General features: G+C 70.0%; 20 protein-coding genes and 1 riboswitch. Of the genes, 9 read left to right on the forward strand and 11 right to left on the reverse strand.

What is annotated here, in order from left to right; translation table 11 throughout:
- Positions 1-92 precede the first annotated feature (92 nt).
- Positions 93-1,901 (reverse strand): D-alanyl-D-alanine carboxypeptidase, encoded by a 1,809-nt coding sequence (locus tag ACWGJP_RS07295; RefSeq protein ID WP_452329086.1) that lies wholly within the window; start codon positions 1,899-1,901, stop codon positions 93-95.
- A 64-nt stretch (positions 1,902-1,965) separates the two neighbouring features.
- Positions 1,966-2,075: riboswitch (TPP riboswitch) on the forward strand.
- Here ACWGJP_RS07295 and ACWGJP_RS07300 point away from each other — a divergent pair.
- The 3 genes from ACWGJP_RS07300 to ACWGJP_RS07310 all read left to right on the forward strand — a co-directional run bounded on the left by ACWGJP_RS07300 (position 2,068) and on the right by ACWGJP_RS07310 (position 4,938).
- Positions 2,068-2,700, forward strand: coding sequence for an ECF transporter S component (locus ACWGJP_RS07300; protein WP_452329087.1), 633 nt, complete (start codon positions 2,068-2,070; stop codon positions 2,698-2,700). (Overlaps the previous riboswitch by 8 nt.)
- 1 nt (position 2,701) lies before the next feature.
- Positions 2,702-4,159 carry an ABC transporter ATP-binding protein gene (locus ACWGJP_RS07305; RefSeq protein ID WP_452329088.1) on the forward strand — a complete coding sequence of 486 codons (1,458 nt, stop codon included), beginning with the start codon at positions 2,702-2,704 and terminating at the stop codon, positions 4,157-4,159.
- On the forward strand, positions 4,156-4,938 hold the full coding sequence (locus tag ACWGJP_RS07310) for an energy-coupling factor transporter transmembrane component T family protein (protein ID WP_452329089.1): 783 nt from the start codon (positions 4,156-4,158) through the stop codon (positions 4,936-4,938). Before ACWGJP_RS07305 ends, ACWGJP_RS07310 begins: the two co-directional genes overlap by 4 nt.
- Before the next feature lie 9 nt (positions 4,939-4,947).
- Here the strand turns inward: ACWGJP_RS07310 and ACWGJP_RS07315 are convergent, their stop codons facing one another.
- Positions 4,948-5,673 (reverse strand): phosphotransferase, encoded by a 726-nt coding sequence (locus tag ACWGJP_RS07315; RefSeq protein ID WP_452329090.1) that lies wholly within the window; start codon positions 5,671-5,673, stop codon positions 4,948-4,950.
- Positions 5,670-6,029 (reverse strand): DUF488 domain-containing protein, encoded by a 360-nt coding sequence (locus ACWGJP_RS07320; protein WP_452329091.1) that lies wholly within the window; start codon positions 6,027-6,029, stop codon positions 5,670-5,672. Before ACWGJP_RS07320 ends, ACWGJP_RS07315 begins: the two co-directional genes overlap by 4 nt.
- Before the next feature lie 97 nt (positions 6,030-6,126).
- On the opposite strand from ACWGJP_RS07320, the gene ACWGJP_RS07325 reads away from it, so the two are divergent.
- Both ACWGJP_RS07325 and ACWGJP_RS07330 read left to right on the forward strand, forming a co-directional pair.
- Positions 6,127-6,888, forward strand: a complete 762-nt coding sequence (locus tag ACWGJP_RS07325) for an SDR family NAD(P)-dependent oxidoreductase (RefSeq protein ID WP_452329092.1) — start codon at positions 6,127-6,129, stop codon at positions 6,886-6,888.
- A 43-nt stretch (positions 6,889-6,931) separates the two neighbouring features.
- Positions 6,932-7,762: an SDR family oxidoreductase gene (locus tag ACWGJP_RS07330; RefSeq protein ID WP_452329093.1), complete on the forward strand. Its 831-nt coding sequence runs from the start codon at positions 6,932-6,934 to the stop codon at positions 7,760-7,762.
- Between the two features lie 161 nt (positions 7,763-7,923).
- Here ACWGJP_RS07330 and ACWGJP_RS07335 read toward each other — a convergent pair whose 3' ends face one another.
- From ACWGJP_RS07335 to ACWGJP_RS07350, 4 genes are read right to left on the reverse strand one after another with little or no spacing between them, the layout of a single operon-like run.
- Positions 7,924-8,658 carry a sulfite exporter TauE/SafE family protein gene (locus ACWGJP_RS07335; protein ID WP_452329094.1) on the reverse strand — a complete coding sequence of 245 codons (735 nt, stop codon included), beginning with the start codon at positions 8,656-8,658 and terminating at the stop codon, positions 7,924-7,926.
- Positions 8,658-9,335 (reverse strand): ankyrin repeat domain-containing protein, encoded by a 678-nt coding sequence (locus ACWGJP_RS07340; protein WP_452329095.1) that lies wholly within the window; start codon positions 9,333-9,335, stop codon positions 8,658-8,660. Before ACWGJP_RS07340 ends, ACWGJP_RS07335 begins: the two co-directional genes overlap by 1 nt.
- An 11-nt stretch (positions 9,336-9,346) precedes the next feature.
- Positions 9,347-9,985 carry a bifunctional 4-hydroxy-2-oxoglutarate aldolase/2-dehydro-3-deoxy-phosphogluconate aldolase gene (locus ACWGJP_RS07345; protein ID WP_452329096.1) on the reverse strand — a complete coding sequence of 213 codons (639 nt, stop codon included), beginning with the start codon at positions 9,983-9,985 and terminating at the stop codon, positions 9,347-9,349.
- Positions 9,986-10,032: 47 nt separating this feature from the next.
- Entirely contained in the window at positions 10,033-10,590 is a 558-nt protein-coding gene (locus tag ACWGJP_RS07350; RefSeq protein WP_452329097.1) for a hypothetical protein, read from the reverse strand.
- Between the two features lie 55 nt (positions 10,591-10,645).
- On the opposite strand from ACWGJP_RS07350, the gene rlmN reads away from it, so the two are divergent.
- Together rlmN and ACWGJP_RS07360 are read left to right on the forward strand one after the other, a co-directional pair.
- Positions 10,646-11,893: a 23S rRNA (adenine(2503)-C(2))-methyltransferase RlmN gene (gene rlmN / locus ACWGJP_RS07355; protein WP_452329098.1), complete on the forward strand. Its 1,248-nt coding sequence runs from the start codon at positions 10,646-10,648 to the stop codon at positions 11,891-11,893.
- 57 nt (positions 11,894-11,950) lie between these two features.
- Positions 11,951-13,411 (forward strand): DUF4407 domain-containing protein, encoded by a 1,461-nt coding sequence (locus tag ACWGJP_RS07360; protein ID WP_452329099.1) that lies wholly within the window; start codon positions 11,951-11,953, stop codon positions 13,409-13,411.
- 106 nt (positions 13,412-13,517) lie between these two features.
- Here ACWGJP_RS07360 and ACWGJP_RS07365 read toward each other — a convergent pair whose 3' ends face one another.
- Positions 13,518-13,829, reverse strand: coding sequence for a hypothetical protein (locus tag ACWGJP_RS07365; RefSeq protein WP_452329100.1), 312 nt, complete (start codon positions 13,827-13,829; stop codon positions 13,518-13,520).
- 19 nt (positions 13,830-13,848) lie between these two features.
- Between ACWGJP_RS07365 and ACWGJP_RS07370 the strand changes: the two genes are divergently transcribed.
- Positions 13,849-15,303, forward strand: a complete 1,455-nt coding sequence (locus ACWGJP_RS07370; RefSeq protein WP_452329101.1) for an aminotransferase-like domain-containing protein — start codon at positions 13,849-13,851, stop codon at positions 15,301-15,303.
- Positions 15,304-15,370: 67 nt separating this feature from the next.
- Positions 15,371-16,384 carry an aldo/keto reductase family protein gene (locus ACWGJP_RS07375; RefSeq protein ID WP_452329102.1) on the forward strand — a complete coding sequence of 338 codons (1,014 nt, stop codon included), beginning with the start codon at positions 15,371-15,373 and terminating at the stop codon, positions 16,382-16,384.
- Between the two features lie 130 nt (positions 16,385-16,514).
- On the opposite strand, the gene ACWGJP_RS07380 is transcribed toward ACWGJP_RS07375, so the two are convergent.
- The 3 genes from ACWGJP_RS07380 to ACWGJP_RS07390 all read right to left on the reverse strand — a co-directional run bounded on the left by ACWGJP_RS07380 (position 16,515) and on the right by ACWGJP_RS07390 (position 21,281).
- Positions 16,515-17,027: a glycine cleavage system protein R gene (locus ACWGJP_RS07380; RefSeq protein ID WP_452329103.1), complete on the reverse strand. Its 513-nt coding sequence runs from the start codon at positions 17,025-17,027 to the stop codon at positions 16,515-16,517.
- 54 nt (positions 17,028-17,081) lie between these two features.
- A complete protein-coding gene (gene rbsK / locus ACWGJP_RS07385) occupies positions 17,082-18,005 on the reverse strand; it encodes a ribokinase (protein ID WP_452329104.1) in 924 nt (307 codons plus the stop codon).
- Positions 18,006-18,092: 87 nt separating this feature from the next.
- Complete coding sequence (locus tag ACWGJP_RS07390) at positions 18,093-21,281, reverse strand: chitobiase/beta-hexosaminidase C-terminal domain-containing protein (RefSeq protein WP_452329105.1); 3,189 nt, start codon at positions 21,279-21,281, stop codon at positions 18,093-18,095.
- Positions 21,282-21,411 lie beyond the last annotated feature (130 nt).

Consider the following 21,411-nt stretch of genomic DNA (forward strand, 5'->3'; position numbering starts at 1 on the left):
CCCGTCCCGGGCGGCGGGCATCACCGTTTCCTGACCGAGGAGCGCCTCGACGCGGCAGGAGCTCGTGCAGGAACACGGGCGGATCCACGCGCTCAGTCGACGATGCCGAAGAGCTCCAGCGGGTGGGTGATCCGCCACCACGCACTCGGAGCAGGGATCTCCTCCGCGAGCGAGACGGGCACCGTGACGGCGTCGGCGGGGCCGGTCACCGTGAGCGAGCCCACCTCCGTGCCCTCGGCCCAGGTGTCGTCGAGGTCGAAGGAGACGTCTGCGGTCGGCGCCGCGGCATTCCAGAGCAGCACGGTGGCATCGGCGTCCGAGACGATGTCGACATCCGCGCCCCAGACCGTCGTGACCTCTCCCACGACCGTGCCGGCATCGACCACCGGCTCCAGCGCGGCCAACGCCGCCTCGACCTCGGCGTACAGAGTCCGGCTGACCGCGAGGCGAGTGTCGTTGTCGGGCTGCCCGAGCACGGCCGCGTAGAGGCGCACGGTCTCATCGCCCACCGCGACGTCCTTCGCGCTGAGCAGGTTGTATCCGCCGCCGAGAGTTCCCGTCTTCAGGCCGACGATCCCTGGATCGCCGAGAAGTCCGTTGGTGTTCTCCACGAGCCCGGCACCGGGAAGCTCCACGGATGCCGTGGCGACGATCTCGGCGAAGACGGGATCGGCCAGCGCGATCTCGGCGAGGCGCGTCAACGCCTCGGGGGTGGCAACGTTGTCATCGTCGCGTCCGGCGGGCGTGACGATGCGGATGTCGTCGAGCCCCCGGGAGGTCAGCCACGCCTGCGCGGCCTCCTCGAAGGCATCCTCCGAGCCCCAGATCTCCTCGGCGAGGCGATCGATGTAGTTGTTCGCGGAGCCGAGCAGGATGCCCTGCAGCATCTGGTACTCGGTGAGCGTCCCACCGACCGGCACGTCGAGGGCCGACTGGTTGTCGCGGAGGTAGCTCCAGTACTCGCTGGAATCCGACCAGGAGAACGAGTACTCCGGCCCCTGCTCGCCTGGCTGCAGCGGCAGACGATCGAGCACGAGCATGGCCGAGACCACCTTCGTGATGCTGGCGATCGGCGCAGCCTCCGACGAGGACGCAGCCATGCCGGCATCGCCGACCCTGATCGCGGCGCTCCCCTCGGCGGGCCAGCTCAGCGTGGCCGCCGCCGCGGGCGTGACACTCAGGTCGGCGGCGGCGATCACGGGCGGGAGCTCGTGGAGCGGCCAGAGCAGCGTCGCCGTCGTGTAGGCGATGCCGAGGACGGCGAGCGCTCCGACGGGGATCAGCCAGCCGGCCCTCGGCCGACGAGGAGCATCGGCGAGGACGTCCTTCTCGACCTCGGTCTCGGCGTCCGCATCGAGGGAATCCGCCGAGACGGATGCCGGGTCCAGCCACAGCAGTGCCGTCGCGGGCGAGTTCTCGTCTGCCCAGGTCGCGGAACCGGTGGCGGGGCCGAGTGCTTCGGGCGCATCGATGTCGTCGCCGGTCCCCGTCTCCCGGTCGTCTTCGCCGGCGTCTGGGGCATCCGAGGCCACCGGGTCGTCCGATTCGTCCTCGCCGTCCGACGCGTGCGCGGCGTCTGGCTCGGTGTCGATGACCGGCGCATCCGTGAGCGGCGGCTCGGCTTCGTCGATCGGTGCGCTCGCGGATGCGGTTTCGCTGCGGAGCGCCTCGGAACCGAGCGCGTCAGAGGCGGCGCCCACCGCGACGGCGTCAGCGCCCACCGCGACGGCGTCAGCGCCTACCGGAACGGCGTCGGCGCCCACCGGAACAGCGTCGGCGTCCTCCGCCGACCGGTTGGCCCCACCACCCGCGACCTCGTCGTACGAGGGCGGAACGGCCTTGCGCCGGCGCAGCTCGCGACGGGTGCGCGCGCCGGGAGGCTCGGACGGATGGGGGCTCACCCCCGATACGCTACCGAATCCGCCCACGGCATCCCTGTATTCGCGGCGCGGAGTATGATCGTGAGCACACACCCACGGGAGTCCGGCGAGCCGGGCTGAGAGGAAGCGAACCGCGCTTCGACCGTCGAACCTGATCCGGATCATGCCGGCGCAGGGAGGAGATCAGATGAGTACGTCCACGTCCGCATCCCGCCGTACGGCACTGTTCCGCCCGGAGATCTGGCGCTGGCGCGTCGTCGATATCGTCGTCGCCAGCGTGCTCGGCGTCGCCTGCGGGTTCCTGTTCCTGGCATGGAACGTCGGCTACCTCGGCCCGAAGGCGCTGCTGGAGCCGCTGCTGCCGGGGCTGCAGGGTCTGCTCGACGGCCCGTGGCTCATCGCCGGTGTGCTCGGCGGCCTCATCATCCGCAAGGCGGGCGCCGCTGTCTACGTGGAGGTCGTCGCCGCGGTCGTGTCCGCGCTGGCCGGTGCGCAGTGGGGCGGGTTCCTCACCATCGAGGCGGGCCTCGTGCAGGGGCTCGGTGCCGAGATCGTGTTCCTGCTGTTCTTCTACAAGCGCTGGTCGCTTCCGATCGCGATCCTCGCGGGCGCCGGGGCGGCGCTGGCGGGAGGCGTCAACAACATGATCCTGTGGTTCGCCGGGTCCGACGCCGCCTTCACGGTGATCTATCTGATCAGCACGACCGTCTCGGGTGCCGTCCTCGCCGGAGCTCTCGGATGGGCGCTCGCGCGCGGCATCGCCGCGACCGGCGCGCTGGAGCGCTTCGGCTCAGGGCGAGAGGCGCGCGTGCGCGTCTGAGATGGCGAACGGCACATCGGGCCCGGCAGCCGTCGAGGCGCGGGGCTGGGGCTGGCGGCACGCGACGCGCAAGGCCTGGGCGCTCCGGGACGTCTCGTTCCGCATCGAGCCGGGCGAGCGCGTCCTGCTGCTCGGGGCATCCGGGGCGGGCAAGTCGACGCTCCTGCACGGCCTCGCCGGCGTGCTCGGAGGTGACGAGGAGGGCGAGCACGAGGGCGAGCTGCGCGTCGGCGACGGCCCGGCTGGATCGGCGAGAGGCCGCACGGGGCTGGTGCTGCAGGACCCCGACTCGCAGGTGATCCTGGCCCGCGTCGGCGATGACGTCGCCTTCGGATGCGAGAACCTGGGCGTCGCGCGGGAGGAGATCTGGCACCGCGTCGGCGGTGCGCTGGACGCCGTCGGCCTGGACGTGCCGCTGGACCGGGCGACCAAGGCCCTCTCCGGCGGGCAGAAGCAGCGCCTGGCGCTCGCCGGCGTCCTCGCGATGCGTCCAGGGCTCGTCCTCCTGGACGAGCCCACCGCCAACCTCGATCCCGCCGGCGTCGTCGAGGTCCGCGACGCGGTGCAGCGGATGCTCGAGACGCACCCCGCCACGCTCGTGGTGGTCGAGCATCGGCTGGACGTCTGGCTTCCGCTCATCGAGCGGGTGATCGTGCTCGGCGATGCAGGAGTGGTGGCAGACGGCACTCCCGACAGGGTGCTCGGCGCCCTCGGTGCGGACCTCGCCGAGGCGGGTGTCTGGGTACCGGGATTTCCGCCGCCGACCCCACCCGCGCCGCGGAGCTCCAGGGGCGAGGTGCTCCTCGCCGCGGACGACCTCTCCGTGGCCAGAGCGAAGGGCGTGCCGGTCGCCACCGGCATCCGCGCAGAGGTCCGCGCCGGTCAGGCGCTCGCGATCACCGGTCCCAACGGTGCGGGGAAGTCCACCCTCGGCCTCACCATGGCCGGGCTCATCCGACCCGAGGGCGGACGGCTCACGGCATCCCCCGCCCTCGCGGCCGGTGCGGGAGATGCGCCCATCCGCTGGTCCTCGAAGCAGCTGCTCACGCGGATCGGGATGGTCTTCCAGGAGCCGGAGCATCAGCTGCTCGCGAAGACCGTGCGCGACGAGCTCGCCGTCGGCCCTCGTGCCCTCGGGATCCCCGAGGCGGAGATCGCGCAGCGCACCGACGAGCTCCTGGCCAGGCTGCGCCTGGACCGCCTCGCGCCGGCGAACCCGTACACGCTGTCCGGAGGGGAGAAGCGTCGTCTCACGGTGGCCGCGGCGCTCGCGACCCGGCCCCGTCTGCTCGTGCTCGATGAGCCGACGTTCGGACAGGATGCCAGGACATGGGCCGAGCTCATCGCGCTGCTCGCCGGACTTCGCGACGAGGGGGCCGCGATCGTGACGGTCACGCACGACGAGGACGTGGTCCGTGCCCTGCACGCCGAGCGCCTCGAACCGGCCGGCGCACGATGACGGATGCCGCCGTGCGCACCGGGATCATCGCGCGCATCAACCCGGTCGCGAAGCTGGGGGTCAGCGCCCTCATCGCGATCCCGCTCATCCTCACACTCGACGCGGTCTCCGCGGGTGTTGCCCTGCTGCTGGAGAGCGTGCTCTTCTTCTTCGCCGGCATCGGGTGGCGGGAGTTCTGGGTGCGCACGTGGCCGGTCTGGCTCGCGGCTCCTCTGACCGCGCTCACGATCGCCCTGTACGGCGAGCAGAGCGGAACGGTCTACGCCGAGTGGTTCGTCGTGCGCATCAGCGAGGGGTCCCTGGAACTGGCGGTCGCGACGCTGTTTCGCGTGCTGGCCATCGCACTGCCCTCCGTCGTCCTCTTCATCACGGTCGATCCGACCGACCTCGCCGACGGCCTCGGCCAGGTGCTGAGACTCCCTTCGCGTTTCGTGCTCGGCGCCCTCGCCGGCCTGCGGATGGTCGGCCTGTTCCTCGACGACTGGCGTGCGCTCGAGCTCGCCCGCCGAGCGCGGGGGGTCGCCGATCGGGGCCGCGTGCGCCGGTTCCTCGGCATGGCCTTCGCGCTGCTCGTGCTGTCCATCCGCAGGGGGGCGAAGCTGTCGACGGCGATGGAGGCGCGCGGATTCGGCGCCGCAGGGCCGCGCACATGGGCGCGGGAGTCGCGCTTCGGGATGCCCGAGTGGATGCTCCTGCTCGTCGGCGCACTGATCTCGGTGCTCGCGATCACCGCCGCCGTCGCGGCGGGCAGCTGGAACTTCATCCTCGGCCCGTCCTGACCTGCGGGCTCAGCCCGCGTTCCAGAGGTCGCGGTAGTAGGCGAGTCGTTCGCGGTCGGGCTCCACCCCGTACGCCTCGATCAGCGCATCCTCCCAGCCTTGACCGACGTTCCACACCGTGCTCATCGATGCGACGGCGATGTCCGCCCAACGGTCGGCGACGCCGAGCGCCGCGAGATCGACGTGGCCGGTCACAGCCCCGTTCGCCGACAGCAGGGTGTTCGGCATGCACGCGTCGCCATGGCAGACCACGAGCCGGTCGATCTCCGGGACCGTCCCCAGTGCGTCCGGGATGACGACGCCGCGCCGGGCAGCGTTCGCGCGCCGCGCCTCGACGCCCCACGACCAGGGACACTCCGGGACGGGAAGCGCCTCGTGGAGCATCCGAAGACCCTCGCCGACCGCACGCACGGCAGTGGCCGGATCGTCGCTCCACCGGGGATCCACGGCACTGGAGCCCTCGACCGCCTCGGTGACGAGCCATTCGTGATCGGCATCCGCGCCCTGCTCCAGCACGACGGGCACGGCGATCCAGCGGGCCGCCCAGCGCATGCGCTCCGCCTCGTCGCGCATGTTCGCCTCGAGGTCGTGCGGGCCGTGCTTGATGTACCTGCCGTCGTCTGTGCGGAAGGTCAGCCCGCCGAGACCGTTGCGCCAGACCGGAGCCAGCCGAGCTCCGCGGGCGAGGTCGAGGACACGCTCCGGGATCTCGATGTCGAGACCGGGGATGCTCACAGCAGGTTCCGCAGCTCGTCCTCCAGGACGAGGGCGTGGTTGTGCTCCGGATCGTGTGCCGCGTAGACGAGCGTGACGACAGGATGCTCCCGGATGGTGTCGGCCAGCATCTGTAGGGCGGATGCGCTCTCGTGGCCGAGCTCGGCGCGGTATCGCTCGGCGAACGCCGCCCATTCGGCATCCGGCACCGCATGCCAGGCCTTTCGCAGTTCGGCGCTCGGTGCGGTGTCCTTGGCCCACAGGTCGATCGCGGCACGCTCCTTGGAGACGCCGCGCGGCCAGAGTCGATCGACGAGGATGCGGAAGCCGTCGTCGCCGGAGGGGGTGTCGTAGGCTCGCTTGCGGCGCAGTTCCATGCCTCCAGCCAACACCGCGGCAGGCCCCCACGCCAGCGTGGAACTGAATTCCGCGTAAAGTGGCACGCAGTTGCACGACGGTTCGAAGGAGAACAGCATGCAGATCCAGGGTGCAGGAGCGCTCATCACCGGCGGCGCCTCAGGGCTGGGCCTCGCCACGGCCCGCGCGCTCGCCGCGGCCGGCGCGCACGTCACGCTGCTCGACCTCCCGGCATCCGCCGGTGCGGCGCTCGCCGCAGAACTCGGCGGCGTCTTCGCCCCCGGAGATGTCACGAGCCCAGAGGATGCCGCAGCCGCCGTCGCCGCGGCGAACACGGAGGCGCCGTTGCGCATCGTGGTGAACTGCGCAGGCATCGCTCCGCCCGCCAAGGTGCTCGATCGGGAGGGCGTGCCGACGCCGCTCTCCGACTTCGAGCGACTCGTGCGCATCAACCTCGTCGGCACGTACAACGTGCTCTCTCAGGCATCCGCCGTCATCGCGACGCAGGAGCCCACGGCTTCGGGGGACCGAGGCGTCATCGTGAACACCGCCAGCGTCGCCGCCTTCGACGGCCAGATCGGGCAGCCCGCCTACGCGGCGTCCAAAGGCGGCGTGCATGCGATGACGCTGCCCGTCGCCAGGGAGCTCGCGCGTCACGGCATCCGCGTCTGCACGATCGCTCCTGGCATCATGGAGACCCCGATGCTGGCCGGTCTGCCAGAAGCCGCCCAGGCCTCGCTCGGCGAGCAGGTGCCTTACCCCGCGCGGCTCGGGAGGCCTGCCGAGTACGCCGCCCTCGTGCAGCACATCGTCGAGAACGGCTACCTCAACGGCGAGACCATCCGCCTCGACGGCGCGATCCGCATGGCGCCGAGATGATCCCCTCCCCTTCGACCGCAACGGCACTCACCGAGGAGACGACATGACGCTGGCAGGCAAGACCATCCTGATGTCGGGCGGCAGCCGAGGCATCGGCCTCGCGATCGCGCTGCGCGCCGCCCGTGACGGCGCGAACATCGCGATGCTCGCGAAGACCGACACCCCGCATCCCAAGCTCGAGGGCACGATCCACACCGCGGCGGAGCAGATCCGCGCGGCAGGCGGCCAGGCGCTGGCGATCGTGGGCGACGTGCGGGAGGACGACGACATCACCGAGGCGGTGATGAAGACCCAGGGCGAGTTCGGCGGCATCGACATCGTCATCAACAATGCGAGCGTCATCGATCTGGCCGGATCGCTCGAACTCGGCGCCAAGAAGTACGACCTCATGCAGGACGTCAACGTGCGCGGCACCTTCATGCTGTCGCGGGCGGCGATCCCGCAGCTGAAGGATGCCGCGAACCCGCACATCCTCTCGCTGTCGCCTCCGCTGAACCCCACGGCGAAGTGGCTGGGTGCGCACACGGGATACTCCCTGGCGAAGTTCGGGATGACGATGGTCACGCTCGGCATCGCCGCCGAGTTCGCGAAGGACGGGATCGCGGCGAACACCCTGTGGCCGCGGACGACGATCGCGACCGCCGCCGTGCAGAACATCCTCGGCGGGGATCGGATCATGGCCGCCAGTCGTACACCGGACATCTATGCCGACGCCGCGTATGCGGTGCTCACGCGTCCCGCGCGCGAGCTGACCGGGCAGACGCTCGTCGTCGAGGACGTGCTGGAGGCGGACGGCGTGACGGACTTCTCCGGCTACGCCGCCGTGCCTGGCACGCCGGACGACGCGCTGTTCCCCGACATCTTCCTGGACTGAGTCGCGGCATCGGCGCCCTTCGACAGGCTCAGGGAGCAGATACCGCGCGGCCGCTCGCTGAGCCTCCGGACGCCCTGTCGCTCGCTGAGCCTGTCGAAGCGTGCATGCGGACGGCCACGATGTCGCTCGCTGAGCCTGTCGAAGCGTGCGTGCGGACGGCCTCAGAACAGCAGGTACACGGCGCCGAGGATCGTCAGGGTGATCACGATGCGGTCGAAGAGTCCCTGGTCGAGGCGCTTCGCGAGCCGCAGCCCGACGAGGGCGCCGACCACCACGAGGGGCGCGAGCACGGCATCCATCAGCAGCACCTGCGCGTCGATGAGCCCGATGCCCGCCAGGAACGGAACCTTGACGAGGTTGATGATCGCGAAGAACCATGCCGAGGTGCCGAGGAACACCTGCACCGGCGTGCGCGTGGCGAGGAAGTACATCGACATCACCGGTCCGCCGGCGTTCGCGACCATCGTCGTGAATCCGCCGAGGCTCCCGTAGGCCGAGGCGAGCAGCAATCCGGACCTCTCCTCGGCGGTGCGCCGTGACCTCCGCCACAGCGTGACCGCGATCATCAGCAGCAGGATCACGCCGATCACCCGCCGGACCAGGCCGTCGTCGGAGAACGACAGGAAGAGGAACCCGACGAGCAGACCGGCGATGACGGCCGGAGCCAGCTTCAGCAGCGTCGGCCAGTGGGCGTGCCGACGATAGGCGATGAGCGCGAAGGCGTCGCCGACGATGAGCAGCAGGAGCATCGCCGCGGTCGAGGTGCGGGCGGGAAGCACCGAGGTGAACAGCACGATCGCGAGGGTGCTGCCTCCGGGCAGCGCCGTCTTCGAGACGCCGATCGTCAGGGCGGCGAGCCCAAGGAGCGCCCAGGCCCAGGGCTCGAGCCCCGGCATCAGAGCGCGCGGTCGATCTCGGCGACGATCCCGTCGTAGCCGCGATCGGCCGCGAGCTCCCTCGGCGAGACCCCGTCGCCGTCCGGGATCGTCACGTCCGCCCCTCCGGCGATGAGTGCGCGGACGACCTCGACGTAGGTCGCCGATCCGTCGCCGAGCACGATGGCCTCGTGCAGGGCGGTCCAGCCGAGGTTGTTGACATGGTCGACGTCGACTCCGGCTTCGAGGAGGATCGCGATCGTCGACAGCAGGCCGCGTTCGGACGCCGGGATCAGGGCGGTGCCGCCGAAGCGGTTCGTGCTGTCGAGGTCTGCGCCGTTGGCGAGCGCCATGATGAGGATCTCATCGTGACCCCGCGCGCCGGCGTAGAGGTATGCGGAGTCCTGGATGTCGTCCTTCGCATTGACGTCGGCGCCGGCCTCGATGAGCACACGCGCCGCGTCGACGTTGTTCGCCTTGGTCGCCGCGACGAGTGCGGTCATGCCGCCCGTGCCGCGGGCCTCGATGTCGGCTCCGGCGTCCAGGGCCGCGCGCACGGCGTCGGCATTGCCCGAGGTCGCGGCCGCGATGAGCTCGCTGTTCATGGTGTCCTCCGTGGTCGTCGGTGAGGCCGATGTCGTCGGTCCGGCGGCGCACCCGCTGAGCAGCGCCGCCGCGAGCAGCGTCAGCGCGAGCATCCGCCGCATGATCAGGAGCGGACGGCTGCCAGCGCCGCGGCGAAGCGCTCGGCTCGCGCGGTGAGGTCGGCCCAGTCGGATGCCTTGATCGCCGCGCCGTTCGCGAGATCGCCGCCGGCGCCGACCGCGACCGCTCCCGCCGCGAACCAGTCGCTCAGGTTGTCGGGGGTCACGCCGCCGGTGGGCATGAGCGGGGCATCAGGGAACGGCCCCCGCAGGGCGCCCAGGTACGAGGGGCCGCCGAGCGAGGCGGGGAAGATCTTGACGACATCGACGCCGAGCGCGAGCGCGCCCATGACCTCCGTGGGGGTCATGGCGCCGGTCATGACGACCGCACCGGTGTCGATCATGGTGCGGGTGAGATCGGGGAGGGTGCCTGGGCTCACGAGGAACGCCGCGCCCGCCTCTGCCGCCGCTGTGGCCTGTGCGGGAGTGGTGACGGTTCCGGCGCCGATGTAGGCGGCATCCCCGTGCCTGGCGACGAGCTCGCGGATGACCGCCGGGGCGTCGGGGGTGGAGTACGTGACCTCGATGCCGGTGATGCCGCCGCGGATGATCGCCTCGGATGCCTCGAGGGCGAGCTCGGGAGACGGTGCGCGCAGCACTGCGAGGACGCCCGTGGAGCGGGCGCGGTCGAGACGGTCGGTCATGGGGGCTCCTTCGTCGGCTGGCGCTTCCATTCTCGCGCACACCAGGGTCAGGGCATGCCGTCGGCGAAGGCCTCGATGGCGTCCTTCGCCTCCTTGAGACCGACGTCGGCGCGCTCCCGGAGCAGCTTGATCGCCTCGATCTTGCGTCCGGCCGCCAGATGCTGCGCGATCTCGCCCAGCACGTCCGCGGGAAGCACGTCGCCGAGGGCGGGGAGCGATGCGGGCAGCTCCGCCGCGTTCGAGCGCCAGTGGTCGATGCGTTTCTTCGCCTCCTGGAGGCCGACGCCCGTCTCCTCGCGGTACGCCTTGATCGCCTCGATGGGGTTGCCGGATGCCAGCAGGCGCTCGATCTCGGCGGAGACCTGCTCGGAGATCTGCCCCGTGTTCCCGGTGAACTCGCTGACGGCGATGGGCACCGCGGTCGTGGCCGGCGCTGATGGAGCGATCGCGGGGGCGGACGGAGGCGCGGAGGGGACGACCGCAGGTGTGCGATCGCGGTCTCCGCCTCGTCGCGGATTGCGCAGCAGGAGCAGGATGAGCCCCGCGCCGCCGAGCAGGACCAGCCCGATCAGGATCACCAGGCCCATGAGCAGAACGATCTCCATGCCCAGAGCCTATGCGCCCCGGTCGTTCCCAGCCCGGACGCCGTACCCTGGAAGCATGACCGACACCTCCCGCGCGCCCCGCAAGGCCGTCACCATCGGCGCGCCCCAGGTGCGGCCGGCGACCGAGGGCTGGACCCAGCAGAAGGATGCCTCGGGGAAGCCGCTGCTGCAGTTCGCGAGCCCGAAGCGCGGCAAGCCGCCCGTGCACCTCGCCGACCTCACCCCCGCCGAGCGGGTGGAGAAGGTGAAGGAGCTGGGGCTTCCCGGCTTCCGCGCCAAGCAGCTGGCCACGCACTACTTCACGCACTACACCTCCGACCCGGCCGAGATGACCGACCTTCCGGCATCCAGCCGTGAGGAGCTCGTCGCGGGGCTCCTGCCGCCGCTGATGACCGAGGTGCGGCGCCTGGAGACCGACAAGGGCGACACGATCAAGTTCCTGTGGCGCCTGCACGACGGCGCGCTCGTCGAGTCGGTGCTCATGCGCTACCCGGGACGCATCACGCTCTGCGTATCGAGCCAGGCCGGCTGCGGCATGAACTGCCCGTTCTGCGCCACCGGTCAGGCGGGGCTGACCCGCAACATGTCCGCGGCGGAGATCATCGAGCAGGTCGTGCGCGCCAACCGCGCGATCGCGAACGGCGAGCTGGGCGGCAAGAAGAAGGACGACCACTCCATGGAGCGGGTCAGCAACATCGTCTTCATGGGCATGGGTGAGCCGATGGCCAACTACAACCGCGTCATGCACGCCGTCCGCACGATGGTCGCCCCCCAGCCGGAGGGGCTCGGCATGAGCGCCCGCGGCATCACGGTCTCCACCGTCGGGCTGGTGCCGGCGATCAAGAAGCTCGCGGCGGAGGACATCCCGGTCACCTTCGCGCTCTCGCTACACGCCCCGGACGATGAGCTGCGCGATGAGCTGATCCCGGTGAACTCGCGCTGGAAGGTCGATGAGGCCCTCGACGCGGCCCGCGAGTACTTCGACAAGACCGGTCGCCGGGTCTCGATCGAGTACGCGCTCATCAAGGACATGAACGACCACGCCTGGCGAGCCGATCTCCTCGCCGACAAGCTCAACGCCAGGGGCCGTGGCTGGGTGCACGTGAACCCCATCCCGCTGAACCCCACGCCGGGGTCGATCTGGACCTCGTCGGAGCCTGCCGTGCAGAACGAGTTCGTCCGACGCCTCAACGATGCGGGCATCCCGACGACCCTCCGCGACACCCGTGGCAAGGAGATCGACGGCGCCTGCGGACAGCTCGTCGCGACGACGGAGGACGAGGCGGCCGCGGCGACGGTCTGAGCCGCTCCACAGGGTTCGTGCACGGGACGTCCAGGCGACGTTTCGTAGATTATGCGGATGCCCTATTCCGCTCACCGGCCAGGCCGTCTCGATTCGCAGGGGCGGATCGTCCTCGACGGCGACTCGGACGCCGAGACCGAGGAGCTCGAACTCCTGCGCGAGTTCGAGCCGACCGGCGCCGACCCCGAGGCCGCCACCGAGGTGGTCGAGCCGATCGCGGATGCGGGAGATGAGTCGACGCACGAGGCTCCCGCACCGAGGGCGCCGCGGCAGCGGAGGACGCGCGCACCGCGCACGCCCGGCTCGCGGCTGCGCACCCTCGCGATCCTCGGCGGCGCCGACGGCGAGGTGCTCGATCGCGTTCCCGGTGAGACGTCGCGGTTCGTGCAGATGTTCTTCGTGCTCGCCGGCACCGCGCTCGTCTCGGCCATCTCGATGCTGTTCGCCCTGACCACGGGTGTGCAGGCGGCGATCTGGCTGGCGGTGCCGCTCGCGATCGTGTGGGCGCTCATCATCTTCAACCTCGACCGGTTCCTCACCTCGACGATGTCGTCGACGCGCAACGTCCTGAAGCTGATCGGGCTCGCGATCCCCCGCGTGATCATGGCGGCCATCATCGGGTTCGTCGTCGCGGAGCCGCTCGTGCTGCAGATCTTCCACAACGACATCGCCCGTGAGGTGGCGGCCACGAACATCATGCAGGCGCAGTCGGATCAGGAGGCGCTGGACAGCGGTCCGGAGAAGCTGGCGCTGGACGAGGCATCCGCGCGCCTCGCCGAACTCGAGAACCAGGCGGCGACGGGGATCGTCGCCGGCACGGACTCCTCGTCGGCGAGCGAATCCGCAGCGCAGGCGACCGTGGAGGACGTGACCGCGAAGATGGCGGAGCAGCAGGGCGTGATCGACGACGCCAGGGCTCTCTACCAGTGCGAGCTCACCGGCGAAGGGGCGGGCGAGGTGCCCGGCTGCACGGGCGTCTCCGGATCCGGCGCGAGCGCGGATGCCGCACGCGCGCAGCTCGCCCAGGCGCAGCAGACCTACGACGCCCTCGCCGAGCAGCTGCGCGTCGCGAACGAGGAGCTCGCGACGGCCGGAACCGCGGCGAAGGAGAACACCGCGGCATCCGAGGCCCAGAACCGGGAGTCCGCCGAGGCGCAGTTGCCCGCCGCGCAGACGAGCTACGAGACGGCGCTCGCCGCGTACAACGCGCGCGCCGAGTCCGTGGCGCAGGGCAACGCCGGTGCGATCGGGCTGCTCAGCCAGATCAGCGGCCTGAACCGCCTGGCCGAGAAGGAGCCGACGATCTTCTGGGCGCACTGGCTCATCGCGGCGCTGTTCTTCATGATCGAGCTGCTTCCCGTGCTCGTGAAGGTGCTGACGAGCTACGGCGACCCCAGCCTCTATGAGCGTGCCGCGGCGATCCGCAAGCAGGTCGCGCTCGACAGGGTCACGGCCGAGGGCTTCCGGGATCGGGCGGCGGTGGTGACGGAGCAGTCCGCTCCGGCACAGGCGGGCTGAGTCGGCGCCGCGCGCTGCCCGAGTTGGCGGGTGTGGTCGCCAGGAGCGGCGGGTGGCGGCGACAGGCGTCGACCGAAGCGCGGATGCTCGACGCATCCGACTGCGATCAGGACTCGAGCGCCTCGGCGAGACTCATCGCGCGGGCCGCGGGGCAGCGCCGTGTGTGCAGCGCGATCGAGCGCACCAGGCTGACGATCGACGGCTCCCTGGTGAGGCGCGCGCCCTTGAGGTCCGCGTCGAGCTCGGTCGTCCACCGGGTTCCGGTGAGAGCCTCCTCGACGGCGCGGAGCGGACCGCGCAGCGCGGGGTCGCTGAGCCTCGCGTCGTCCGCCGCGATCCAGTGCAGCAGGTCCTCGACGGTCCAATCCGTGGGGAATGGATCAAGAACAGTGGCATTCGTGGTGAGAGTGGCGGTCATTGGACCATAATCGGTCGGTATGACGCGTGAAGACAGGGCCAATCTCCGGCTGGTGGACCAGGGTTCGGCCATGGTGGCATCCGATCGACTGGTCGCGCGTCTCGGCCGATGGGCACACGGCGACGGCACGCTCTCCGGCAGGCTCGCCGCAGCGATCGCGCAGCTCGCGTCGACCGGGGAGCTCCGGCCGGGGGATCGCCTTCCCGCCGAGCGCGCGCTCGCCGCGGCGGCATCCGTGTCGCGTGGCACGGTGGTCGCGGCCTATGCGGATCTCGCCGAGCGCGGAGTGCTGGAGCGCAGGCAGGGCAGCGGCACGCGGATCGCGGGAGCGGCAGCCGCCGTGCCCAGCGCCTCACGGCCGGGGCGGGGAGAGGCGCTCTTCGCCGCGCTGCCGTCAGCCGTCGATCTGCTGCGCAGCGTGCCGGAGATCCCCGCGACGGCTGCCCGGATCATCCAGGAGCGCTCCACCGGCTTCGATCCGCGCGCGCTGGCCGAGACGGACCCGGCCGGCCTCGCGGTGCTGCGGGAGCGCATCGCGGACCTCCTCACCGGGGAGGGGACGCCGACCACTCCAGAGCAGATCCTCGTGACCCACGGCGCGCAGCAGGGGCTCAATCTGCTCGTCAGCGAACTCGTCGGGCCGGGAGACGTCGTGCTCACCGAGGAGGTCACCTGGCCCGGGCTCAGCGACATGGTCCGGCGGCGCGGCGGGATCGTCTACGGTCTGTCGATGGGACCGGACGGCATGGACGTCGCGGCCCTCGAAGCGGCGATCGTGCGGATGCGCCCGGTGCTCGTCGGCGTGAACCCGCACCACCACAACCCGACGGGAACGCGGATGCCTGCGGCGGCCCGACTGCGGGTCGCGGAACTGGCCGCCCAGTACGGCGTCCCGGTGGTGGAGGACCGGGTCCTCGCGCCGGTGTCCTTCGACGGGGTGGTGCCGCCGACGCTCGCGGGGCTGCGCCCCGACGCGCCCATCATCGTCGTCGAGTCGGTGTCGAAGTGGGCGTGGGCCGGCCTGCGGATCGGATGGATGCGCGCGGATCCCGTGCTCGTGCGCCGATTGCGCGGTACACGGCAGCTCGTGGATCAGTCCACGAGCGTGCCGGCGCAGCTGCTCGCCCTCGGCCTCATCGATCAGGCTCCTGCCCTGCGTCGTGAGATCAGCGCCACGCACGCCCAGGCGCTGCGGGATCTCGTGCGCCTGCTGACCGAGCACCTGCCGGAGTGGCGGTTCACCGCGCCGCGCGGCGGACTCTCGCTGTGGCTCGAGCTGCCTGGTGGATCAGCCGAGACGTTCATCCGCACGGCGGCCGTGCACGGAGTCGCGGTCGCGGGGAGCACGGAGTTCGCTGCGACGACCTCGCCGGACGACCACGTGCGCATCCCCTACACGGCTGCCCCCGATGTTCTCAGCGAGGGCATCCGGCGTCTCGGGGAGGCATGGCGGGATTACCGCGAGCTGCTCTGACGACCTCGGATGACGCGTTTCGGACGCATCCGCCCCCGATGTCGCCGGCAGGCCCTAGCGTTGAGGCATGGTCAACTATCGCTACCTCGGCAACAGCGGTCTCAAGGTCTCGGAGATCACGTACGGCAACTGGGTCACGCACGCCTCGCAGGTGGGCGACGATGCGGCGGTGAAGACGGTGCACGCCGCGCTCGACGCCGGCATCACCACCTTCGACACGGCGGACACCTACGCCAACACGGCGGCGGAGGTCGTCCTCGGCGACGCGCTGAAGGGTCAGCGCCGCGAGGGCCTGGAGATCTTCACGAAGGTCTACTTCCCCACCGGCCCGAAGGGGCCGAACGACACCGGCCTCAGCCGCAAGCACATCCTCGAGTCCATCAACGGATCGCTGAAGCGCCTCGGCACGGACTACGTCGATCTCTACCAGGCGCACCGCTTCGACTACGAGACGCCGCTGGAGGAGACCTTCCAGGCCTTCGCGGACGTCGTCCGACAGGGCAAGGCGCTCTACATCGGCGTGAGCGAGTGGACGGCGGAGCAGCTGCGAGAGGGGCACGCGCTGGCGAAGCAGCTCGGCGTGCAGCTCATCTCCAACCAGCCGCAGTACTCGATGCTGCACCGTGTCATCGAGGGCAAGGTGGTTCCCGCCTCCGAAGAGCTCGGCATCTCGCAGATCGTCTGGTCGCCCATGGCGCAGGGCGTGCTGAGCGGCAAGTACCTGCCCGGTCAGCCCGTGCCGGACGGTTCGCGGGCGACCGACCCGCACTCCGGCGCCGAGTTCATCAAGCGGCTGCTGCAGGACGACATCCTCGAGGCCGTGCAGCGCCTGAAGCCGATCGCGGCCGAGGCGGGCCTCACCATGCCGCAGCTCGCGATCGCGTGGGTCCTGCAGAACAAGAACGTCGCTGCGGCGCTCGTGGGGGCCTCGCGGCCCGAACAGCTGGCCGACACCGTCAAGGCCTCCGGTGTGACGCTGGATGCCGACACGCTCGCCGCGATCGACACCGCCCTGGGTGGCGTCGTGAACAGCGACCCCGAGGCGACGTACTCGGTCTCGCCGAAGTCCCGTCTGGTCTGAGGACTTCGCCCGCGAGACCTCTCGTCAGCGACGAGGCCCCGTCATATCCACGCGGATACGGCGGGGTTTCGTCGCTCAGGAGAGGTTTCGCCACCGCGATCGGGAGGGGCGGGGTCGGAGAGCGGACGGGTCAGGCGAGGGTGATGTCGACCTGGAGCTCGGTCGTCAGGCGCTCGAGGTCGGCACGCACGGCGTCGAGGTCGGCGGATGCCGGGACGTCGGCCACGACCGATGCCTCGAACAGGCGTCCGCCGGCCATCGCGGCATCCCTCGTCTCGGTCGTGAGGGCGTCGATGCTGAGGCCGTGGGCGCGCAGCACGGCGGAGATCTCGCGCACGATGCCGGGCCGGTCGTTGCCCAGCACCTGCACGGCGACGGGGCGGGATGCGGGAGCATCCTCTGCCGCATCCGCACCGGTGTGCACGGACACCGTGAGCAGTCCCTCGAGCTCTTTCAGCGCCGAGGTCAGCTCGGCCCGACGGGTCTCGGGGACCCCGACCTGGATGACGCCGGCGAAGGCTCCGGCCAGCTCGGCGAGACGGCTGTTCTCCCAGTTGCCGCCGTGGGCGTCGACGACATCCGCGACGGCGGCGACGAGGCCTGGGCGATCCGTGCCGACGACGGTGAGGATGAGCGTGGTCATGCCAGAAGCGTAGCCGTGGCTCACTCCGAGGAGTAGCCGCCCTCGCCGGGAGGGTCAGGCCAGGAGCGCTTCGATCTCCTGGAGTGTCGGCAGGCTCTGCGATGCGCCTCGGCGCGTGACGGCGAGTGCACCAGCGGCCGTCGCGCGGTGGACGGCCTCCTCCATAGGGAGCCCGGACGCCAGGGCGGCCCCGAGAGCTCCGGCGTACGCGTCACCCGCAGCTGTCGTGTCCACCGCGGTCACGCTGATCGGAGCGATCAGCGTGACGCCCTCGGACGTCACCACACATGAACCGCGCTCCGCGAGGGTGATGATCGCCGTCCGTACCCCCCGATCGAGGAACCAGCGTCCGGCCTCGTGTGCGCTGGAGGCGTCGACCACGGAGATCCCGGTGAGCACGGTCGCCTCGGTCTCGTTCGGGGTGACCACGTCGACGAGTTGCCAGACCTCGTCCGGCAGGGATGCGGCCGGCGCGGGATCGAGGATCGTGAGGATGCCCTCGGCGCGGGCGGCGCGAAGGATGTGCGCGGTCAGTGCCGAGGGAGTCTCGAGCTGCGTCAGGAGCACGCCGGCGGTCGGTGCGAGAGCCGTCACAGCCGTGTCGATCTGCGCCGCATCGAGCGCCGAGTTGGCGAGCGGGATCATGACGATGTCGTTCTGGGCCGAGGCATCCACCCGGATGTGAGCGACGCCGCTCGGGCCCGCGACGGTGCGCAGATGGGTGAGGTCCACCCCCTCGGCGTCCAACGCGGAGACGATCATGTCTTTGAACGGGTCCTCCCCGACGCATCCCACGAAGGCGGTCGTCGCCCCCGCCCTGGCGGCGGCGACGGCCTGATTCGCGCCCTTGCCGCCCAACAGCAGGGTGAAGTCCTCACCGAGGATCGTCTCGCCGGGATGCGGGAGTCGCGGGGCATAGGCGGTGAGATCGGCGGAGACGCTGCCGATCACGACGACGGTACGGCGGTCTTCGGTCATGCAGGCTCCTCGCTCGATCCCTCACTCTAGGACACAGCGGCGCCGCGCCCCCTGGAGGGACGCGGCGCCGCCTGCAGATGATCTCGCCTAACCGAGCGAGAACTCCACGGTCGTGGCGTTACCGGCCATGTCGTAGACGACCAGTGTGTTCGCTCCCGCCACGGCCCCGAACGCACCCGGCTTCACGAAGTTGAGGTCGGACCACGCGTTGTCCGTGAGGTCCTTCGTCACCCCGTTCACCGTCAGACGGTCGATCTTGCCCGCGTCGTACAGCTTGAAGCTGACCTTCTCGTATCCGTCGTCAGCGGCTGTGGTGTAGGAGGATCCCTCCTTCACGGTCACCGTCGGCGCCGTCGCATCGACCGAGACCGTGAAGGTCTTGGTCTGCGCGATATTGCCCGCCAGATCCTGCGCGTTGTACCGGATCACGTAGGTGCCGTCTGGAACGGTGACGGTCGCCGCATGCGATCCGGAGACGCCTTCGACCTTGGTCTGCGTGCTCTTGATGAGAACCCCGTCGCGGTAGATGTTCGCAACGATGCGGTCGAGACCACGATCATCGCTCGCATTCACCTGAAGGGACAACGCGGAGTGCGGACCCGAGGTGGTCGGGGTGATCAGCTCGGCCACCGGTTTCGTCTCGTCGGGAGCCTCGTCGTCGGCGGCCACGACCTTCACGTCGTCGACGAACCCGGTGTTGTCACCGAGAGTGGTCGTCGCGACGAAGGAGATCGTGTGCTCACCGGCGGTCAGCTCCACGGCATCCGTCTCGTAGAACTCGTACGTGCCGCCCGCCGGCGCGTAGTGGCCCAGGAGCGTGTCATCGATGAAGACGTCCCATTCCTGCTTTCCCCCGAAGTCGGTGCGTACGGCTCCGTAGAACGTCAACGCGTACGTGCCTGCCGGGAAGACCGCCGTCTGATCGATGCGGCTGCCCAAGCCCGAGTCGGTCTTGAGATAGGCCGTGCGCTCGCCCTGCGGCGCGGGCGACGCAGGGTTGAACACGCTGTTGTTGTGCTGGATGCCCGAGCGGGCGCTGAACGTCCAGCCGTTCACCATCGGTCCGTTAGAGGTCCCGCTCGTGGCAGGGCTCTCGAATCCGGCGTTGTAGAGCGTCACCACCGGGTCGGTGTCGGGGATCTCCATGTTGAAGAAGCAGCGATTGTCCTCGGCATCCGGATTGGGGTTCTCCGGGAACGACGCGGCCGTGCAGTCCACACCGTCGGTGAACGTGGCATAGCTGAACAGTCCCTCGGACCCGAACGCGACGCTGGCCTCGCCGTCGAACGCGCAGAGCCCGCCGTCCTCGTACTGGCAGAAGGCGTAGCCGTCCGGCGCGTTCTGGATCCCCTTGACCTTGTAGAGCCTCGATGTCACCCCCGAGTCCTCCGAGCCCTCCGCGATCGCGATCGCGCGGAGGTAGGTGGTCTGGAGCGGCTTCAGCAGGATCTGGCCCGTGTACAGGGTCGAGGATGCTGTCGGCACGCTGCCGTCGGTGGTGTATCGGATCTCGGCATCGGGGGTGCCGGAGGTGATCGTGACGGCCTCGACCGAGTCGTATACGCCGGGCTCGAGGCTGAACACAGGAGCGTCGACGACTCCCTCGCGGGAGGCGGGTGTGACCGTCACCTGCGCGACGCCGTACGCGTCGTCATCGACGGTGGCTCGGATGGCGATCGTCCTCTCGGTCTCGACCTGGGGTGCGGTGAAAACGCCGTCCTCGTCGATCGAGCCGTTCCCCGACCCCACCACGGACCAGCTGACTTCGTCGTCGACGTCGCCGTCGATGACGTCGGCCTCGAGGGCGGTCTTCGCGCCGCCGACGATCGTCGACTGAGCGGGCGTCAGCGCCACCTGGGTGGCAGCCGGGGCCGTCGTGTAGACGGCGAACGTGTTCTCCTCGCCGATCTGATCGTCGGTGAACGCGTTCGCGGAGAGGGTGAGGGTTCCTGTGGAAGCCGGGAGAAGCGCGTTCTCCTCGATCTCGACACGGGAGTCGCTGAAGACGAAGCGATGGAAGTCCTCGGTGACGTCGCCGCCGGTGAACTCCACGGTGACGTCCTTGGCCGAGCCGTCCTGCGTCTCGACGAGCACGGTCAGTTCGCCATCCGCGTCGCGGAAGGCGGTCGCGCGGATGTCGTCGTCAGACACCGTCGTGCCCAGCACCGTGCTGTGCTCGGGGACGTAGCGCATGAGGAGCCCCGCCTCGTAGAACGCCGCCGTCGGCTCGAGCCCGAGAACGAGCGAGTCCCACAGGTTGTAGGACCCGTTCGTGTCGCCGGCGGGGTCGTCGGTCATCACGCCGTTGAGCTGCCAGATGAGGTTGGAGTGCACGTTGCTGTTCGCGCTGCGGATGATGTAGTTCGCGTAGCCCGTCTCCCAGACGCTGGTGCCGGGATTGGTCCATCCCATCTCCGAGAGGTTCAGCGGGGCGTCGCCGATGTACTCTCGGCGCTGGTCGATCGCCTGGCCCATGAGCTCGTAGGACTCGCCGTAGAGGTGGAAGGAGTACTGGTCGAAGACGTCGGAGGCGTGCTCGGCCATGTACTGGGTCCACTCGGGTGCGTTCACCTCTTCCGGTCCCCAGATCTCCACCTCGTCGCGGAGGCCGTCTGCGATGAGCTGATCGTGCACCTGGCGCGCCATCGCGGCGTAGTACGCCTTCTGATCGGCTGGTCCCTCGAAATCCCAGCTTCCGTTGGGCTCGTTGTAGAAGGTGAGGTAGTCGACGTTCTCGTAGCCGCGTTCGTTGATGAGCTCGTTCAGCAGCGCTGACGCCGAGTGCCCGTATGCGACGAGATCGCCCGGAGCGCTCTCGTACGGTTTGGTCACGCCCGGGTAGAGGAACCAGTCGTGCACGCTCTGCCCGACCTTCCAGCCGAAGTTGAGCTCGACCTCGGTGCCCGCTTGCTGGAAGGCGTCGAGGTAGCGGTAGAACGCCTTCATGCGGTCGCTCTCGAAGTCGTAGACGCCCTTCTCCTGCTCCATCCAGTCGATCTGGAACCAGAGGCGGACGACCTTGGGCTGCAGGGTCAGGATGCGCTCGACATCGACCTCCCAGTCCGCTTCGTCGTATCCGCGTGTCGTCGTGCCGGGCATCAGGCTCCAGGGGATGACGTTCACGCCGATCCCGAGGTAGTCCTCCTGAAGGACCTCGTCGAGGTCCACCGTGACCGTGCGCTGCTCATCGGCGGCGCTCGCGGGCAGCGCCGGGACGAGCAACGCTGCGGTGAGGGCAGTGGCGGTCGCGGCCGCCGCTCCGATTCTTCGTCGCATCTCGATCTCCTATCTCCATTGACAGGGCACGGGTGTCGGGCGAGATGCCACGGCAGCCGTGCCGCATTCGGCAGTCACTGTAGTAGAACTACAGAACTTAAGCCAGCAATGGAGGAAAACGAGGCAAAAG

This window comes from Microbacterium sp. NPDC055903 (assembly GCF_053615555.1).

Excerpts from the sequence above, each read along its gene's own strand:
- ACWGJP_RS07320 (WP_452329091.1), bottom strand. The coding sequence starts at position 6,029 with ATGGAACTGCGCCGCAAGCGAGCCTACGACACCCCCTCCGGCGACGAC.
- ACWGJP_RS07305 (WP_452329088.1), top strand. The coding sequence starts at position 2,702 with ATGGCGAACGGCACATCGGGCCCGGCAGCCGTCGAGGCGCGGGGCTGG.
- rbsK (WP_452329104.1), bottom strand. The coding sequence starts at position 18,005 with ATGACCGAAGACCGCCGTACCGTCGTCGTGATCGGCAGCGTCTCCGCC.
- ACWGJP_RS07350 (WP_452329097.1), bottom strand. The coding sequence starts at position 10,590 with ATGGAGATCGTTCTGCTCATGGGCCTGGTGATCCTGATCGGGCTGGTC.
- ACWGJP_RS07325 (WP_452329092.1), top strand. The coding sequence starts at position 6,127 with ATGCAGATCCAGGGTGCAGGAGCGCTCATCACCGGCGGCGCCTCAGGG.
- ACWGJP_RS07310 (WP_452329089.1), top strand. The coding sequence starts at position 4,156 with ATGACGGATGCCGCCGTGCGCACCGGGATCATCGCGCGCATCAACCCG.
- ACWGJP_RS07330 (WP_452329093.1), top strand. The coding sequence starts at position 6,932 with ATGACGCTGGCAGGCAAGACCATCCTGATGTCGGGCGGCAGCCGAGGC.
- ACWGJP_RS07360 (WP_452329099.1), top strand. The coding sequence starts at position 11,951 with ATGCCCTATTCCGCTCACCGGCCAGGCCGTCTCGATTCGCAGGGGCGG.
- ACWGJP_RS07335 (WP_452329094.1), bottom strand. The coding sequence starts at position 8,658 with ATGCCGGGGCTCGAGCCCTGGGCCTGGGCGCTCCTTGGGCTCGCCGCC.
- ACWGJP_RS07370 (WP_452329101.1), top strand. The coding sequence starts at position 13,849 with ATGACGCGTGAAGACAGGGCCAATCTCCGGCTGGTGGACCAGGGTTCG.
- ACWGJP_RS07345 (WP_452329096.1), bottom strand. The coding sequence starts at position 9,985 with ATGACCGACCGTCTCGACCGCGCCCGCTCCACGGGCGTCCTCGCAGTG.
- ACWGJP_RS07365 (WP_452329100.1), bottom strand. The coding sequence starts at position 13,829 with ATGACCGCCACTCTCACCACGAATGCCACTGTTCTTGATCCATTCCCC.
- ACWGJP_RS07390 (WP_452329105.1), bottom strand. The coding sequence starts at position 21,281 with ATGCGACGAAGAATCGGAGCGGCGGCCGCGACCGCCACTGCCCTCACC.
- ACWGJP_RS07340 (WP_452329095.1), bottom strand. The coding sequence starts at position 9,335 with ATGCTCGCGCTGACGCTGCTCGCGGCGGCGCTGCTCAGCGGGTGCGCC.
- ACWGJP_RS07380 (WP_452329103.1), bottom strand. The coding sequence starts at position 17,027 with ATGACCACGCTCATCCTCACCGTCGTCGGCACGGATCGCCCAGGCCTC.
- ACWGJP_RS07300 (WP_452329087.1), top strand. The coding sequence starts at position 2,068 with ATGAGTACGTCCACGTCCGCATCCCGCCGTACGGCACTGTTCCGCCCG.
- rlmN (WP_452329098.1), top strand. The coding sequence starts at position 10,646 with ATGACCGACACCTCCCGCGCGCCCCGCAAGGCCGTCACCATCGGCGCG.
- ACWGJP_RS07375 (WP_452329102.1), top strand. The coding sequence starts at position 15,371 with ATGGTCAACTATCGCTACCTCGGCAACAGCGGTCTCAAGGTCTCGGAG.